15 protein-coding genes are annotated in these 16,850 nt (G+C 72.3%); 8 read left to right on the top strand and 7 right to left on the bottom strand.

The window, feature by feature from the left end:
• Nucleotides 1-207 precede the first annotated feature (207 nt).
• The 3 genes from NRB56_RS17295 to NRB56_RS17305 form a co-directional block, all read right to left on the bottom strand.
• Nucleotides 208-1,338, bottom strand: a complete 1,131-nt coding sequence (locus tag NRB56_RS17295; RefSeq protein ID WP_153343787.1) for a FecCD family ABC transporter permease — start codon at nt 1,336-1,338, stop codon at nt 208-210.
• A 902-nt stretch (nt 1,339-2,240) separates the two neighbouring features.
• Nucleotides 2,241-3,251, bottom strand: coding sequence for a heme/hemin ABC transporter substrate-binding protein (locus NRB56_RS17300; protein WP_153343420.1), 1,011 nt, complete (start codon nt 3,249-3,251; stop codon nt 2,241-2,243).
• A gap of 422 nt (nt 3,252-3,673) precedes the next feature.
• Entirely contained in the window at nt 3,674-4,660 is a 987-nt protein-coding gene (locus NRB56_RS17305) for an aldo/keto reductase (RefSeq protein ID WP_153343789.1), read from the bottom strand.
• Nucleotides 4,661-5,128: 468 nt separating this feature from the next.
• Here NRB56_RS17305 and NRB56_RS17310 point away from each other — a divergent pair, with 468 nt between their 5' ends.
• From NRB56_RS17310 to mshC, 4 genes are all read left to right on the top strand, one after another.
• Nucleotides 5,129-5,887, top strand: a complete 759-nt coding sequence (locus NRB56_RS17310) for a histidine phosphatase family protein (RefSeq protein ID WP_153343422.1) — start codon at nt 5,129-5,131, stop codon at nt 5,885-5,887.
• A 47-nt stretch (nt 5,888-5,934) separates the two neighbouring features.
• Nucleotides 5,935-6,522: a DUF3090 domain-containing protein gene (locus tag NRB56_RS17315; protein WP_153343424.1), complete on the top strand. Its 588-nt coding sequence runs from the start codon at nt 5,935-5,937 to the stop codon at nt 6,520-6,522.
• 10 nt (nt 6,523-6,532) lie between these two features.
• Complete coding sequence (locus NRB56_RS17320) at nt 6,533-7,414, top strand: SCO1664 family protein (protein ID WP_153343426.1); 882 nt, start codon at nt 6,533-6,535, stop codon at nt 7,412-7,414.
• 173 nt (nt 7,415-7,587) lie between these two features.
• On the top strand, nt 7,588-8,826 hold the full coding sequence (gene mshC / locus NRB56_RS17325; RefSeq protein ID WP_153343428.1) for a cysteine--1-D-myo-inosityl 2-amino-2-deoxy-alpha-D-glucopyranoside ligase: 1,239 nt from the start codon (nt 7,588-7,590) through the stop codon (nt 8,824-8,826).
• A 149-nt stretch (nt 8,827-8,975) separates the two neighbouring features.
• Here the strand turns inward: mshC and NRB56_RS17330 are convergent, their stop codons facing one another.
• From NRB56_RS17330 to NRB56_RS17340, 3 genes are all read right to left on the bottom strand, one after another.
• Entirely contained in the window at nt 8,976-9,548 is a 573-nt protein-coding gene (locus NRB56_RS17330; RefSeq protein ID WP_153343430.1) for an SRPBCC family protein, read from the bottom strand.
• Complete coding sequence (locus NRB56_RS17335; protein WP_319943112.1) at nt 9,545-9,889, bottom strand: ArsR/SmtB family transcription factor; 345 nt, start codon at nt 9,887-9,889, stop codon at nt 9,545-9,547. The genes NRB56_RS17330 and NRB56_RS17335 overlap by 4 nt, the downstream gene beginning before the upstream one ends.
• A gap of 172 nt (nt 9,890-10,061) precedes the next feature.
• Nucleotides 10,062-11,927, bottom strand: coding sequence for an APC family permease (locus tag NRB56_RS17340; protein WP_227837933.1), 1,866 nt, complete (start codon nt 11,925-11,927; stop codon nt 10,062-10,064).
• 329 nt (nt 11,928-12,256) lie between these two features.
• On the opposite strand from NRB56_RS17340, the gene NRB56_RS17345 reads away from it, so the two are divergent.
• From NRB56_RS17345 to NRB56_RS17360, 4 genes are read left to right on the top strand one after another with little or no spacing between them, the layout of a single operon-like run.
• Entirely contained in the window at nt 12,257-12,916 is a 660-nt protein-coding gene (locus NRB56_RS17345) for a response regulator transcription factor (protein WP_319943113.1), read from the top strand.
• 4 nt (nt 12,917-12,920) lie between these two features.
• Entirely contained in the window at nt 12,921-14,318 is a 1,398-nt protein-coding gene (locus NRB56_RS17350) for a sensor histidine kinase (RefSeq protein ID WP_153343434.1), read from the top strand.
• Nucleotides 14,315-14,605 carry a hypothetical protein gene (locus NRB56_RS17355; RefSeq protein ID WP_153343436.1) on the top strand — a complete coding sequence of 97 codons (291 nt, stop codon included), beginning with the start codon at nt 14,315-14,317 and terminating at the stop codon, nt 14,603-14,605. The genes NRB56_RS17350 and NRB56_RS17355 overlap by 4 nt, the downstream gene beginning before the upstream one ends.
• Entirely contained in the window at nt 14,602-15,513 is a 912-nt protein-coding gene (locus tag NRB56_RS17360; RefSeq protein WP_319943114.1) for a TAXI family TRAP transporter solute-binding subunit, read from the top strand. The genes NRB56_RS17355 and NRB56_RS17360 overlap by 4 nt, the downstream gene beginning before the upstream one ends.
• 628 nt (nt 15,514-16,141) lie before the next feature.
• On the opposite strand, the gene NRB56_RS17365 is transcribed toward NRB56_RS17360, so the two are convergent.
• Nucleotides 16,142-16,378, bottom strand: a complete 237-nt coding sequence (locus tag NRB56_RS17365) for a hypothetical protein (protein WP_153343438.1) — start codon at nt 16,376-16,378, stop codon at nt 16,142-16,144.
• Between the last annotated feature and the right edge of the window lie 472 nt (nt 16,379-16,850).

Genomic DNA, 16,850 nt, shown 5'->3' on the forward strand with positions numbered 1-16,850 from the left:
GCTGGAACTCGTCGGCCGCTGCGGCCGGATCCAGCTCGAACGGGCTCGCGACGGTCGCGGGCGGCTGTGTGTGCTTGCCTGCCGCAACCGGGGGCAGGGAAGCCGCTGCCGGTGACGGCGCGGGTCCGGCCGTGCCGGGTGATCTGTCGGCGTGGTGTGCGTCCGCGTTGCCGGGGACGGGATCGGTGTCACCGACAGTGGGGCCGGTCATGCCCAGCCTCCGGAGCGGGCGCGGGTGCGGCGCAGCAGCCAGAAGAAGAAGGGGCCGCCGACGAGGGAGGTGAGCATGCCGAGGGGCAGATCGGCGTTGGCGACGAGGGTACGGGCGCCGACGTCGGCGGCGAGCAGGACGATCGCGCCGACCAGCGCGGACAGCGGGATGAGGACGCGATGGGCGGGGCCGACGAGCATCCGGACCAGGTGCGGGACGATCAGGCCGACGAACAGGATGACGCCGGTGAACGACACTCCGGCGGTGGCGAGGACGGCGACCACGACGATCACGTTGCGGCGCAAGCGTTCCACGTTGACGCCGAGGTGGCGGGCGGCGGATTCGCCGAGGGCCAGCAGGTCCAAGCGTGGGGCGAGCAGGAGCGCGGCGGCGATCCCGGCGGCGGCCAGGGGCGCGACGACAGTGACCGATTGCCAAGTGGCGCCGTTGAGGCTGCCCAGTTGCCAAAACACGATCTGATCCCGGGCGGCGGGGGAGGCGGTGAACATGAGGAAGGCCATCAGCCCACCCGCGAACGCGTTGACCGCGACGCCGGTCAGTACGAGGGTGACAGTCTCGGTGCGGCCCCCGGACCGCGACAGCAGATAGACCAGCAGCGTGGTACCCAGGCCCGCGACGAAGGCGCCGGCGGCGACCGACCAAGCGGCGGCGAACGCGCCACCGGTGACGATGACGATGCCCGCGCCGACGGCCGCGCCGGAGGACACGCCGATCACGCCGGGCTCGGCGAGCGGGTTGGCGAACACGCCCTGCAACAAGGCACCCGCTGTCGCCAGCGCGGCCCCGACCACGATCGCGAGGACGACGCGCGGGAACCGCACCTGCCACAGCGTCACGTCCCCGGCCGGGTGATGCGGCATCGGCCCCCAGTCCAGCCCGATCCGGTGCGCGACGCTGCCCGCGACCTCCAGCGGCGTGGTCGGCACCTGCCCGACCGCCGCGGAGAACAACGCCAGCGCCACCAGCGCGACGACGGCCACCGCGAACGCGATCGCGACCCGCGACCACCGCCGGCCGCTGGCCGGTCCGGCGGTGACCGGGGATGCGGGCGGGGCGTGCCCGGCAGCGCGCGTCCCGCCCCCGAGCACCGGTTCGTCCGAGAACATCCCGGTCACCGTTGCTGTGGAGACCGGATTGTCGGTGGACAACGCCGGCTCTGCGGAGACCGAGCCGGGGCTCGACAACGCCGGTTCCGGGGAGGGTGAGCCACCACCTGGCCCGGTACCGCCGCCGTTGCGCTCCTCGGCGGCCAGGATGCCGAGCACCACCGGACCGCCGGAGAGCCGCCCGGTACCGCGCCGTGCCGGGCGCGGGGAGAGCGGCCCGGCAGCGGCGGGATTCGGCATCAAGTGCGGGGAGGCACTCGATGCCGTGATCGCATTACGGTGGTTGGGCGCTGGATCGCCGCCGTCCGGGATCGCCGCGGCGCCGCGATCTGTCGCGATGGGTGCGCGGACCCCGTGGCCTGGAGCGGAATCCACCAGGTCCGGGGCCGCGGTCGCCGGGTCCGGAGTGGGAGTCGCCTGGTCCGGTTCCGGACGGGTGATCGTGAGGCCGGTCGCCGAGGCAACGATTTCCGTGGCCTCGACGGCCGCTGCCGCAGCGGCTTCGAACGCCGGGAGGGTGCGGCTCGCCGAACTGTCCGCCGGAGGCTCGGAGGGCCGGTCGGCAGGCAGGTCGATCGGATCGGCGGCTCGAGTCACCGATCCGATCGACCCGCCGGCCGGATCGGCGACTCGATCGGCCGGCACGACGGTCCGGTGGTCAGCGTCCGGCGCTCCCACGCCTGGGCTGCGCCGGTTCGGCACACCATGGCCGCAGTGCGGCTCGTCCGCGCCCCGATCCGATGCTTCGCCGGGTCCACGCCGGTCTCGCGCGCTGTGGCCTGATTCGCCGCCCGGCCAGGTGGCGGGGACCTCCGGAGCCGGGGTAGCGGTCGGGTAGCTGTCATGGTCGGCGCCGGATCGTTGCCCGGTTTCGGGAAGGCCTGGATCCGTACCGGGTCCGCTCATGCGCCGGGCGCCCCGTAGAGGGCTTTGCCGAGAGCGGCGACGACGCGGCCGGTGTTGGGGCCGAAGCTGAGGATCACCGAATCGGACATGTCAACGACGCGGCGGTCGCGGCCGGCGGGGGTCTGGGCGATGCCGGGGACCTTCAGCAGGCCGTCGATGCCGCCGACGGAGGCCAGACCGTCGGACATGACCAGGAGGATGTCGGGGGCGGCGGCGATCATGGCTTCGCTGGTGATGGGGGTGAACGGTTCCTTCAGTCCGGAGGCGGTGCCGGCGTCGGTGCCGTCGAGGGCGGTGACCAGGGCGTCGGCGCCGGAACCCGGTCCGGCGAGCATGGTGATGGCGGTGCTACGCAGGTAGATGAATGCGACCTTCGGGCGTGGGTCGTGTTTCGGGATGGCAGCGGTGGCGGCGGCGATCTCGTCGTGGGTGCGCTGGGCCAGCGCGTGCCCGGCGGCGGGGACGCCGAGGGCGGCGGCGACGGCTTCGATCTGCGGTCCGACGGTGTCCATCGACCGGTTGGGGTCGGCGTAGACGACGGTGATGCCGAGGGCTTTCAGCTGGTCGCGCATGGCGGGGGTGGCGCTGGTGGTGTCGGTGAGGAACACCGTGGGGCGTTGCGCGGCGACGGCTTCCACGTTGATACTGCCGCTGCCACCGGCCACGTTGGGCACGTCGCGGACGGCGGGGAACGCGGCGGAGGTGGAGCGGCCGACCAGGTGCGAGCCGAGGCCGAGCGCGTACACGGTCTGCGCGAGGGTGCCGTAGCGGTCGACGGCGACGATGCGGGAGGCATCGGTGACGGTGACGGTGGATCCGTCGAAGGAGTGCACGGTCGCCGGCAGCACGGGAAGCGGTGCGGGGCCGATCGGCGTGGGGTCGAGATCGGTGAGGGTGGCAGTGGCCGGTCCGTGCACGGTGGTTGCGGTGCCGCCGGTGCCGGTGCCGGATCCGCAGGCCGTGACACCTGTGACCAGGAGGACGGCACCGAGCGCCGCGACCACCATCCGTGCGAGTGCGAGTGAGCGTCGTCGACCGAGCGGTGCGAGGGAACGTTCACCGAGCGATGCAGGCAAATGCCGACCGAGGGGTACTGGTGATCGCCGGTCGAGCGGCGCGGGCAATCGTCGACGGAGCGGTGCGAGTGATTGTCCAATGAGAGGTGCGGGTGATCGTCGAAGGACCGGTACAGGTGATTGTCGAACGAGGGGCACGAGTAATTGTCCGCCGGGTGCCGCGGGCGATCGTCCACCTACCGCCGCCGGTGATCGGCCACCTTCCGGTGCCGGTGACGGTCGGCCCGGCGCTGCGGGCAGTCCTCGCTCGAGCGGTGCGTACGGTTCCCGGCCGGGCATGGTGAACGGGATCCGGGGGAACCGGGTACGCGCGAGGTCCATGAGGTGAGCCTAAGTCGTGTCCGGTGCCGGGTTCAGACCCGGGTGACGGTGAGGCGGCTCACGTCGTCGAGGGCTGCGGCGATCGCGCGCGGCAGTTCGAGGGTTTCCGCGGCGAGGATCCCGGTCAGCTGAGCGATGTCGCGGGCGCCGACGATCATGCTGGCGACGGCGGGCCGGTCCCGGATCCACGCGAGCGCGACGGCCAGTGGTGAGGTGCCCAGGCCGTCGGCGGCGGTGACGAGGGCGTCGACGACGCGGGTGGCGTTCTCGTCGAGGCGGTCGGTGATCTCGGCGGCGGTGGCCTCGTCGGCGCCGCGGGAGTCCGCGGGGACCCCGTCGCGGTATTTGCCGGTGAGGATGCCGCCGGCCAGCGGGCTGGCGGCGATCAGCCCGACCCCGTGGTGCGTGGCGGCGGGGACGATGTCGCGTTCGGGGCCGCGCGCGAGCAGCGAGTAGGGGGTCTGGGCGGCGGTGATGGGGGCGACGGCGGCGAGGGTGGCCAACTGCCAGGCGGTGAAGCCGCGTACCCCGGCGTAGCGGACCCGGCCGGAGCGGACGGCGAATTCGACGGTGGCGGCGATCTCCTCGAGCGGGGTGTACGGATCCCAGGCGGCGACGCTCCAGATGTCGAGGTAGTCGGTGCCGAGGGCGGTGAGGGTGTGGTCGAGTTGCCGCATGAGGGTGCGCCGGGACGCGTCGACGGTCCACGGGATCCAGCTGCTGTCGGTGACCGGCACGCCGTCGGGGTCGGTGGCTGGCGGGACGGGGACCAGGCCGGCGCAGCCGCTGAGGACCAGTTCGTCGCGGGCGACGATCTGGCCCATGAGGTCGCCGAGGATGCGCTGTGCGGCGCCGCCGTGGTAGGCCGGTGAGGTGTCGACGAGGGTGCCGCCGGCCTCGACGAAGGCGACCAGCTGCACGGCCGCGGCGTCGGCGGCGGTCTCCTTGCCCCATGTGTGCGTGGCCAGACCGATCCGCGACACCCGCAGCCCGCTGCGCCCCACCGCCCGCTGCTCCATCACAACGCCCGCACTTCCGTCACGTACCGAAGCGTAAAGCGTGTGCGGCGTTTCACCGCTCGGCGACACCGCCCGGACCGGGCGCATCGGTACCGGCGGCAGAGCGCGGGCACCGGGCCGGCCCGGGCAAACGAAACCGGCGGTAGAGCGCGCGGGCCCTGGACGGTCCAGGCACACGGAGCCGGCCGCCCGAGCACCGGGGCGACAGCCGCGACGGGTGCGACCCCGCATGCGCCGGAAGTTTTTGTGGCGCAACCGTTCCCGATCATTCGGCATCGACCACCCGGTGTGCCCGGCATGGGCCCGGTCACCCTCACGGCGCGGGGCGCGGTCCCGAACCGCTCGACGGGGCAGCCCGGTTCGCCTTGTGCACGCGTCAGTGCCGTTGGCCTGGTGTGGGATTGCCGTTCACCGTGGGGTGAATCGGCGACGGTGGTGAACCTCCGGTGATCGCCTAGGCTGGGCGGCATGACTGTGATCCTGCTGCGGCACGGGGTGTCGACGTCCAACGTCGCCGGCACGCTGGCCGGCCGCAGCCCCGGCGTCGATCTGACCGAGCGTGGTCGCGATCAGGCGCAGGCGGTCGCCGACCGGCTGGCGGCGCTGCCGATCGAGCACATCGTGCATTCACCGTTGCAGCGCTGCGTGCAGACGGTGGCGCCGCTGGCGGGCAAACTCGGTCTGGAGGCGGAGCCCGAGGAGCGGTTGCTGGAGGTCGACTACGGGCAGTGGTCCGGGCGGCCGATCCGGGAGTTGCTGAGTGAGCCGTTGTGGCGGGTGGTGCAGCAGCACGCGTCGGGGGCGGTGTTCCCGGGCGGGGAGGGCCTGGCGGCGGTGCAGTTCCGGTCGGTGGCCGCGGTGCGGGAACTGGATCGCCGATTCGCCGGCGAGGCCGGTCGGGACGTGTTGTGGGTGGCGTGCACGCACGGTGACGTGATCAAGTCGATCCTCGCGGACGCGTTCGCGGTCCATCTGGACGGTTTTCAGCGGTTCGCGGTGGAGCCGGCGTCGATCAGCGTGGTCCGTTACGCCCCGACCGGGCCGTCGGTCTGGCGGGTAAACGACACCGGCACCGATCTGTCCGCACTGGCGGCAAAACCGGAGCAACATTCGGGTCAGGCGGCCGCACCGATTCCCGGCGGCGAAATCCCCACCGGTGACGCCGCGAGCGAATCCGGTCCTGATACGGATAATGGGAATGCGGATCGCCCCGATTCTCCTTCATAGGACGTCTCGAGTTGTGGACGTAGTGCAGTCGGTTTCAGGAGGTGCAGATGTCCCGAGCAATCCATGTGTTTCGCACCCCCGATCGTTTCGTCGCCGGAACAGTCGGTGAGCCTGGCGATCGTTCGTTCTACCTACAGGCCGTGCAGGAGCCGCGGGTGGTGAGTGTGCTGCTGGAGAAGCAGCAGGTGAAGGTGCTCGCGGACCGGATGGGCCTGCTCCTGGACGAGGTCGCGCGCAGGTTCGGCGCGGAGGTTCCGCCGCAGGCCGACGATGTCGGCGACACCGCACCGCTGCAGATGCCGATCGACGCGGAGTTCCGGGTCGGCACGATGGGCCTGGGCTGGGACGCCGACGCCGGCGCGGTCGTGGTGGAGTTGCTGGCGATCACCGAGACCGAGGTCGACGAGTCGGTGGTCCTCGACGACACCGAGGAGGGCCCGGACGCGGTGCGGGTGTTCCTGACCCCGATCCAGGCGCGGGAGTTCGCGTTGCGGTCGACGCGGGTGATCGCGGCGGGCCGGCCACCGTGCCCGTTGTGCGGGGAGCCGCTGTCGACGAAGGGCCACATGTGCGTCCGCACCAACGGCTACAAGCGCGGTGACATCTTCGGCGCCACCGACCTCGAGGAAGAATGACCCGACGATCATGAACGCAGTCACGGCCACTACCGGTGACAGGGCCGCCGATCCCTTCTACACCGGAGATCTGTCCGTGCTCGGTCAGGTCTCCACCGCGAGCAATCTGACGCTGGTGTGCGAGATCACCGTCGACGGGGTGGTGCGCGACCGCCGGTCCCGGCCGCGGGTGTATCGCGCGACGGCGGGCGAGTCGACGGCGCGGGTGGTGTACAAGCCGGTGCGCGGCGAGCGCCCGTTGTGGGATTTCCCGGACGGCACCCTGGCCGGGCGGGAGGTGGCGTCGTATCTGGTGTCGCAGGCGCTGGGCTGGCCGGTGATCCCGGAGACGATCCTGCGCGACGGCCCGTACGGACCGGGCATGGTGCAGCGCTGGGTCGACTCCCCGGACACCGTCGCCGGGGCGGGCGATCCGCGGCCGGATCTGGTGGATCTGGTGCCGGCCGGGGCGATACCGGACGGGTTCCTGGAGGTGCTGCGCGCGGTGGACGGCACGGGCGCGGAGGTGTCGCTGGTCCACGCCGACGATCCGCGACTGCACCGGATGGCGGTGCTGGACGTGCTGATCAACAACGCCGACCGCAAGGGCGGGCACGCGCTGGAGAGCACCGACGGGCACGTGTACGGCGTCGATCACGGTATCTGCCTGCACGCGGAGCCGAAGCTGCGCACGGTGCTGTGGGGCTGGGCCGGTTCGCCGGTCGACGCCGGTCTGCTCGAGGATGTCGCCGCACTGGTGCCGGAGCTGTCGGGTGCGGTGGGTGATGCGCTGGCCGAGCACATCACCGATGTGGAGATCGAGGCTCTGACCGCGCGTGCGCGCCGGTTGCTGGCCGATCCGGTGATGCCGTTGCCGCGGTCGTCGCGGCCGATCCCCTGGCCGGCGTTCTGAGCGGTGCCGGCCGCCACGCCACGCCACGGCGATCGCACCGCTGGGATTGCAAGGGTTGACATTTGCGGGGGACGCCGTCGGCGCAGGTCGTACCCGGTGGTGCGGCGGATCGGGGGCGGGGTTGTCGCGGGGGCGGCGGTAACGGGCGCCGATCACACCTTTACCCTCGATTCATGCAGTCCTGGTCCGAAATCGCTGTCCCGACCGTCCCCGGATCCGGACCGCCGTTGCGGTTGTTCGACACCGCCGACCGGCAGGTGCGCCCGGTGACCCCGGGGGCGACCGCCGGCATGTACGTGTGCGGCATCACGCCGTACGACGCCACCCACCTCGGGCACGCCGCCACCTATCTCGCCTTCGATCTGGTCAACCGGGTGCTGCGCGACGGCGGGCACCGCGTGCACTACGTGCAGAACGTCACCGATGTCGACGATCCGCTGTTCGAGCGCGCCGCCCGCGACGGGGTGGACTGGCGTGATCTGGGCGCCACGGAGGTGGAGTTGTTCCGGGAGGACATGTCGGCGTTGCGGGTGCTGCCGCCGGCGGACTACATCGGCGCGGTCGAATCCGTCGGCGAGGTGGTCGAACTGGTCGACAAGCTGCTGGCCGGCGGCGCGGCGTACGTGGTCGACGACGCCCGGTATCCGGACGTGTACTTCCGGCACGACGCCACCGAGCAGTTCGGGTACGAGTCGGGGTACGACCGGGCCACGATGGAGAAGTTGTTCGCCGAGCGCGGTGGCGATCCGGACCGGCCGGGGAAGCGGGACCGGCTGGACGCGTTGCTGTGGCGGGCCGCGCGCCCGGACGAGCCGTCGTGGCCGGCGCCGTTCGGGGCGGGCCGGCCGGGCTGGCACATCGAGTGCGCGGCGATCGCGCTGAACCGGATCGGGCCCGAGTTCGACATCCAGGGCGGTGGTTCGGATCTGATCTTCCCGCATCACGAGTTCTCCGCGGCACACGCGGAGGCGCTGGTGGCGCATCGCCGGTTCGCCCGGCACTATGTGCACGCCGGGCTGATCGGCCTGGCGGGGGAGAAGATGTCGAAGTCGCGCGGCAATCTGGTGTTCGTGTCGCGGTTGCGGCGCGGGGGCACCGATCCGTCGGCAATCCGGCTGGGGTTGTTCGCCGGACACTACCGGCAGGACCGGGAGTGGACCGACAGTGTCCTCGACGACGCCCTGGCGCGGCTGGACCGGTGGCGGCAGGCGGTCGCGCTGTCGTCGGCGCCGGCCGCCGAGGACACGGTGGCAAGGTTGCGGCAGCATCTGGCCGACGACCTGGACACCCCGAAAGCCCTTGCGGCCGTGGATGCCTGGGTCCGGCAGGCACTGGCCTACGGCGGCCCGGACGTGTCGGCCCCGGCCCTGATCGCGGACGCGGTGGACGCGCTGCTGGGCATCCGGTTGTAGGTGACGCCCCGGTCCCGCCCGAACATGGTGCGGGACAGTGGTTTCCGTGGCTTGATCGCGCGCCGGTACGCCCGGTGCGCGGTGGGTCGCGGTCGGCCCGGTTGCGCGGGCCGGCCGGGGTAGCCGGATGCGCGGGGACGGTGCGGGAGTCAGGCCGCGGCGGCGGCGTGGGCGTAGTTGTCGTGGATCATGGGCCAGCCGCCGGGGGAGGCGACGGAGTCACGCATGGTTTCCCAGCCGTCGCCGTGGCGGTCGAGTCCGGAGTGCACGAGGGTGACGGTGGTGTGGCCGTCGTCGACGGGGGTGAAGGTGACGTCGACGCGGCTGGTGAGGGCCTGGTCGGGCTGGTACTGCCAGGTCAGGGAGATGTCCCAGCTGAAGGCGAAGCGGGCGGGCCGGTCCCAGAGCAGGACCCGGCCCCAGGGGCATTCGGTGCCGTCCTCCTCGCGGCCGTAGAGCCGCCCGCCGGCGCGGGGTTCGACGACGACCTCGGCCAGTGGCCCGGCGCCGATGTGGTGGCCGCGCGGCCACCAGGTGTCCATGCCGGTGGTGAACACGTCGAAGGCGGTGGCCGCGTCCGCGTCGACGGTGAGTTCGACGCGCACGGCGGTGCCGTCGGATCCGGCGGTGCCGTCCGGTGCGGTGGTGCCGCCGGATCCGGCGGGGACGGTGCTGCCATCGGATCCGGCGGCGCGGGCGGGGTCGGCGGTGTGCTGGGTCATGGTTGCTCCTGTTCGGTTTCCGGTGTGCCGGTACGGGTCTGCCGGTGCACCTGGTCGCGGTAGGCCGACATGGCGGTCGACCAGAAGTGGGTGAAATACGCGCGCAGCGCGTCGATGCCGCGCGGGTCGAGCCGGTAGACGCGGCGGGTGCCGACGGCGGTGCAGGTCACCAGCCCGGCCTTCTCCAGGACCTTGAGGTGTTGCGAGACCGCGGGCCTGCTGACGGGCAGTTCCGCGGCCAGTTCCCCGACCGCGCACGGTCCCCGGCCCAGGCGTTCGAAGATCGCGCGCCGGGTCGGGTCGCCGAGCGCGTCGAGCGCCTCGCTTTGGTAAGTCCCCACGAACCGTAAGTGTAGACTTACGTAGCGGGCTGGGGAAGAGGAAACGCCCAGGATCGACTTCGTGTATTACCGGGTACATCGGGTGCGGAGTACCAGCCGCAGTGGAACCGCCGGCGGCCGGACGCGAAACGGCCGCGCGGCCGGGCGGAGCGCGCGGCCGGGCCGAGTACGTTCAGCTGTCGACGTGCACGTGGGGCCGTTCGGTGATGTCGGGGACCGCGCGGCGCAGGATCTCCCGGGTCACCGGCGCGACCTCGCCCTCGCCGACGAACAGGAATTTCAGCAGGTTCGCCAGCGGATTGCCTTCGGTCCATTCGAAATACACGTGCGGGATGAGGCCGGTGCGGTCGCGGATGGCCAGCAGGATCGCCGCGATCGAGTTCGGGATCGCCGCCGCCTCCACCGACAGGATCTTGTAGCAGTCCAGTTCGACCGCGGTCACGTGCAGATCGGTGGAGAACTCCGACGCGTCCTTCACCACCACCTCGAGGAACAGGATCGGTTCCTTGGCGGGAATGTGGGACTCCAGCCGCTGCGCGGCCTCCTTCTCCCGGTACTGCTCCGGCCGGCGCTGTTCCTCCAGATCGTGGGTGACGATGCGGATCGCGCCGTGCGCGGCGATCTTGTCGATCGCGTACGCGGCCTTGTCGTCGAAAGTCACCTCGATCGCCCGCAGCTCGAACGCGCGCCGCACCCGCGACACCAGCGACACCGCGATGATCGCGAGGATGAACAGCGACGCCAGCTGCACACCCTCGGGCCGTTCGAAGATGTTCAGGATCGTCGTGTACACGAACACCGCCGACACCAGCCCGAACCCGGCCACCCGCAGCCGCTGCCGTTTCCGCGCCGCCGACAACGTCACCGCGACCGCCGCGGAGGTGATCAGCACCAGCACCCCGGTCGCGTAGGCGCCGCCCTGCGCGTCCACGTCGGCCCGGAAATACCAGGTGATCCCGAACGCGATCACCGCGAACACCAGCACCAGCGGCCGGGTGGTGCGCGCCCATTCCGGCGCCATCCCGTACCGGGGCAGATACCGCGGCACCAGATTCAGCAGTCCCGCCATCGCCGACGCGCCCGCGAACCACAGGATCGCGATCGTCGACACGTCGTACACGGTGCCGAACCCGTCCCCGAGATACCGGTGCGCCAGATACGCCAGCGCCCGCCCGTTGGCCTGCCCGCCGGTGTCGAATTCCTGCTCCGGGATGAGCACCACGGTGATGAAGCTGGTGATCAGCAGGAACACGCTCATGATGACCGCGGCGGTGGTCAACAGCCTGCGGGTGCCGGCGATCCGGGTGACCGGGTCGGCCTCGGATTCGCCGGGGGCGCTGCGGATCTGCGGCATCACCGCCACCCCGGTCTCGAATCCGGACAGGCCCAGCGCCAGTTTCGGGAACACCAGCAGCGACACCCCGATCATCGCGAACACGCTGCCGTGCTGCGTGGTCATCGCATGCCCCCAGTCGACCACCAGATGCGAGGCGGTGCACACCTGCCACACCCCGACCACCGCGACCACGGTGTTCAACGCCAGATACGCGCCGACCAGCACCACCGCGACCCCGATCGCCTCCGCGAACCCCTTCAGGAAGATCGCCGCCAGCAACGCCAGCAACACCAGGGTGATCAATACGGTGTGGCCGTGCAACGCCGCCGGCACGAACGGGTTCTCCACGATGTGCGCGGCGCCGTCCGCGGCCGACAGTGTCATCGTGATCACGAAATCGGTGGCCGCGAAACCGAGCAGCACCAGAATGAACAACTTCCCGGTCCACCGGCCGAGGATGTCGGCGAACATCGCCAGCGACCCGCCGCCGTGCGGACTCTCCCCGGCCACCCGCCGATACACCGGCAACGCGCCCAGCAGCGTCAACGCCACCAGCACCAGCGTCGCCAGCGGCGACAGCACCCCCGCGGCCAGCGCCGCGATCCCCGGCTGATAGCCGAGGGTGGAGAAATAGTCGACACCGGTCAGGCACATCACCTGCCACCACGACCGCTGATGCGGCGAATGCCCGGTCTTCACCATCGGGCCCGGATGCGGCGAGTAGCGATCGTCGTCGGCGCCCTCCAGCAACCACTCCGTGAAACCGGAGCGCTGACGCCGTTCGGCGGTCGTGGTCACGTGCTCAATCCCCCTTCGGGGCCGAAGATCCGGCGCCACCGGCGAGTCGGTGGCCCGCGGTCAATGTAGCGCCCCCGCACCGACACCGGTTTCACGGCATATCGACACAAAACCGCCTGATCCTGACGTTTCACCCCCGCGCGGCCCGTCCCGCCCCAAAGATTCCTGACGGTTTCTTGACACCCCGGCACCCCCCGGATCGGGCGAACACGTCATTGCTGGACAATCACCCGGTGCGGTTGGCAGTGGTGGAGGACGACGACGGTGTGGGCGATGCTCTGGTGGAGGCCCTCTCCGCGCGCGGACACCACGCCGACCGGATGCGCCGCGGCGCGGACCTGCTCACCTCCCATCGCGGCTACGACGCGGTGATCCTCGACCTCGGCCTGCCCGACGCCGACGGCCAGCAGGTGCTGCGCCGGCTGCGTGAGGTCAGCGACATCCCCGTCCTGGTGCTCACCGCCCGCAGCGACGAACGGTCCATCGTCCGCGGCCTGCGCGGCGGCGCCGACGACTACCTGGTCAAACCCCCGCGCATCGCCGAACTGCTCGCCCGCTTGGACACCGTGACCCGCCGCGCCGCCGCCGCGACCCAGCCACCCCCGCGGATCGTCGCCACCGGCGACGTCCGCGTCGACCTCGCCGCCCGCCGCGTCGAGGTCGCCGGCGTCCCGATCGCGTTGACCGCCAAGGAATTCGACATCGTCGCCGCCCTGGTCGAACGGCCCGGCGCCGCGGTCAGCCGTCAGCGACTGATGGACCGCATCTGGGGCGACGCGTTCGTCGCCGTGTCCCGCAGCCTCGACGTCCACATGACCGGCCTGCGCCACAAACTCGACCGCCCCGGCCTGATCACCACCATCCGCGGCTACGGCTACCGCTGGGGACAGTGACCGGATGCGGCGACGCCTGCTGGCGGCCCTGACCGTCTTCGCCACCATCGCGGTACTGGCCTTCGCGGTGCCGTTGTGCTCGATCGCCGCGACCAGCCGCACCCAGCAACTGGTCCTCGGCCGCTCCGGCGACGCCGACTGGTTCGCCACCCTCGCCGGCGCCGCCACCACCACCGGCGACACCCGCGCCCTGGCCATGGAGATCGACCGCTACCACCAGCTGTACGGGGAGAACGTGCTCGTCGTCGACGCCCGCGGCGCCACCGTCGCCGGTATCGGCGTCGACCCCGCCGGCCTCGGCGTGCAGACCGCGCTGGCCGCCGCCCGCCGCAACCAATACCCCGCCGACGTCCCGCAACTGATGCCGTGGAGCCCCGCCACCGTCGTCATCGCCCGCCCGATGGGCAGCGGCGTCCAGGTCGACGGCGCGGTGGTCATCGAGGCCTCCACCACCGACGCCCGCGCCGACATCGTCCGCACCTGGGGCATCGTCGCCGCCGGCGCGCTCGCGGCGATGGTCCTGTTCACCGCCCTCGCCCTCGGGCTGGCCCGCTGGGTGCTGCGCCCGCTGGCCGAACTGTCCACCGCCGTCGCCGCCGTCACCGCGACCCTGCCCACCCCGCGCAGCACCGCCCGGGAGGCGACGATGACCCGCCGCCACGGCGGCCCCGCGGAGATCCGGGCCGTCGCCGAATCCTTCGACGCCATGGCCCTGGCCGTCGCCGACGCCACCGCCGCCCAGCACCAGCTCGTCGCCGACACCGCACACGCGATGCGGAACCCGCTGGCCGCGTTGATCATCCGGCTCGACTCGCTGGAACCGGTCATCCCCGCCGGCGCCGCGGCCACCTTCCGCGGCGCCACCGCCGAGGCCGAACGCCTCACCGGACTGCTCGACGGCCTGCTCACCCTCGCCGTCGCCGAGAACGCCACCGGCTTCGACCCCGCCGGCTGCGACGCCGTCCAGGTCGCCGAAGACCGCGTCGACGCCTGGCACACCGCCTTCGAACACGCCGGTCTCACCCTCACCGCCGACACCCCCGACCGGCACGTCGACACCGCCGTCCCCGCCGACATCCTCGCCCAGATCCTCGACGTCGCCCTCAGCAACGCCTGCCGCTACGCCGGTCCCGCCGCCACCACCACACTGCGGGTCCGCGCCACCGGCGACCACGTCACCCTCACCGTCACCGACACCGGCGCCGGCGTGCCCGCCACCGAACTGGACCGGCTCACCACCCGCTTCTACCGCGGCTCCACCGCCACCACCGGCGGCTCCGGACTGGGCCTGCCGATCGCCGCCGCCCTGGTCAACGCCCGCCGCGGCCACCTCACCGTCGCCCCGGTCCACCCCCACGGCCTGTCGGTGATCATCGAACTACCCGCCGGACACCCCGCATGAACACCTACCGCACCTTCCGGTACCCCGGCCCCGACGCGAGGACGATCCGCCCCGACGCCCGCTGCGGCGGCCCGACGTTCCCCCGCGACGCCCTCTTCGTCGGCCCGCACGCTCCGATGATCGACCGCGACATCCTCTTCGGCGGCCCGGACGCCCCGATATTCCGCCGCGACGCCATTTTCCTCGGCCCGGACGCCCCGATAATCGGCCACGACGTCCACTTCGGCGGCCCGGACTCCCGGATGACCGGCCACGACGTCCTCCACCGTGCGGGAGGACTCACGTGATCGGCCGCCGCGCCTTCCTCGGGCTGGCTGCCACCGCCGCGGCCACCATCGCCACCGGCTGCGCCGGCGACGGCCCACCGGTGATCCGGCTCGCCGCCGGCGAGGTCGGCGGCTTCTACCACGCGTTCGCCCTGCTGCTGGCTGCCGCGGCCGCCGACTCCGGCGCCCTGCGCATCCAGCCGATCACCACCACCGGCTCGGTCGCCAACCTGGACCTGCTGACCCGCGGCGACGTCGACGCCGCCCTCACCCTCACCGACACCGTCGCCGACCGCCCGAACCGGATGCTCGCCGTCGGCCGTGTCTACGAGAACTACCTGCAACTGGCCGTCGGCGCCGACTCCGGCATCCGCACCGTCGCCGACCTGCGCGGCACCCGCATCAGCCTCGGCGCCGCCGGTTCCGGCGCCACCTTCACCGGCGAACGGATCCTGCGCATCGCCGGCTTGGAACCGGGCACCGACCTGACCGTCAGCCACCTCCCGCTGCAGGACGCCGTCGCCGCCATCGCCACCGGCGCCGCCGACGCCCTGCTGTGGGCCGGCGGCGTCCCCACCACCGTCCTCGACGTCCCCCGCACTCTGCGCCTGCTGGACCTCGGCGACTTCGCCGGCGCCCTGCACGACCGCTACGGCTACTTCTACGACCTGGTCGTCATCGCCGCCGACACCTACCCCGGCGCCCCCGCGATCCACACCATCGGCGTCGCCAACCTCCTGGTCACCACCACCGACCTCCCCACCGCCACCGCCGCCGCTCTCACCGAACTGCTGCTCACCCACGCCGGCCGCCTCGTCCCCGCCGAAGCCACCGGCACCCAGTTCCTCGACATCCGCAGCCTCATCGCCACCAGCAACCTACCCCTGCACCCCGGCGCCGCCCAGGTCTACCGCCGCCACCACGGATAACCGCCGCGACCAGCGCGCCGGGGCACTCCGGGCAGGGAAGACGCGGGCAGGGGAAGACGCAGGCCGGTTCGTCCACCACGCCGACCACCGTCACCCACCCCGGCCCAAGCGTGCCGGGGTACCCCAGCCTGGAGGCTCGGTGTTCCGGCATCGACGGAACGCACTCGACCGCCCTCAGGCCCGCGCGCTGCACATCGGGCCGCAGCACGTGCTGCTGGAGACCGCCGCGATCGACCTGGCCGCCGCCCGCGCCGGCACCGACCTGCTGCAGGAGGGAAGCGCCGACGGTCGTCCTCAAGGGGCCGGGGGCCAACTACCCGGACCGGAACCGCCGAGCCCGGGCCCGGCACCGCAACCTCGCCCTGCCGATCGCGCTGGCCGCGGGCCTGGTCGCCGTCGCCACCACCGCGACCGCCGCGATGGTCGTGCTCGCCGCGATGGTCGTGCTCGCCCCGCCTGGCCCGCCTGGCCCGCCCGGCCGGTCCGCGCTGGTCTGGCAAGCCCTGGCAAGCCCCGGCCTGGCAAGCCCCGGCCCGGCCTGGCCCGGCCTGGCCCAGCATTCCGGGGACAGCGGCGAGCAACAACCCGGGGGGAGACGCGAGCCGGTTTGTTCACCACGCCGCCCTCGTCACCACGGTTGCGGCCGGCCGGTGGGTATTCCGGCCACCGGTGACGGCGGTAGCAGCGACGTGACCGCGGGCAACGGCACGATCGGCCGATCATCCGGCGACGGAGCCACGGCGAGCGGACTCCGCAACGTCACCAGCAAAACCACCGCTACGAGCGCCAGTGCCGCAGCCGCCCCGGCCCCGATCCGCCACCACGGCACCCGCGCCCGGCCCGCCCCGGACCGTCCCTGCGACATCGGCAACCCGCCCTTCCGCCCGCTACCCCTGACATCCCTCGAATCGCGGTGCACCCCACCCTGTTACAACGCCACCCGGACTCGCCGGCACAACCGCCCGAGGCCCCGGCCTGCCGGGCGGGGAGCGAAGATGCCGAAGTCCCGGACACCCGAAACCCTTGTGGCCGTGGACACCTGGGCACAGCACGTCCAGCACCGCCTTCCGGTGCCACCGCGGATTGTCGGCATGGACCAGCGCCTCCGCAGTGCGCGGGGCGCGGCGTCCGCTTGCGGGGGGCGGTCAGCGCCTGGGTCTCGGCCCGGGGAGTACGCCCCAGGGGAGTACTCGGCCAGCGCGTCACCGGCCTACCGTGCGCCCGGCCTTGTCCGGAGGCCGGCCACCGCTGTGCCGCAGCACCAAAGCTTCCGCTCGGCTCGACCTCACCGAACACCCCACGGTCCAACAGCCCGACACCCCACGGTCCAACAGCCC

Origin of the sequence: Nocardia aurantia (genome assembly GCF_009604425.1) — a bacterium.
GTDB lineage: Bacteria > Actinomycetota > Actinomycetes > Mycobacteriales > Mycobacteriaceae > Nocardia > Nocardia aurantia.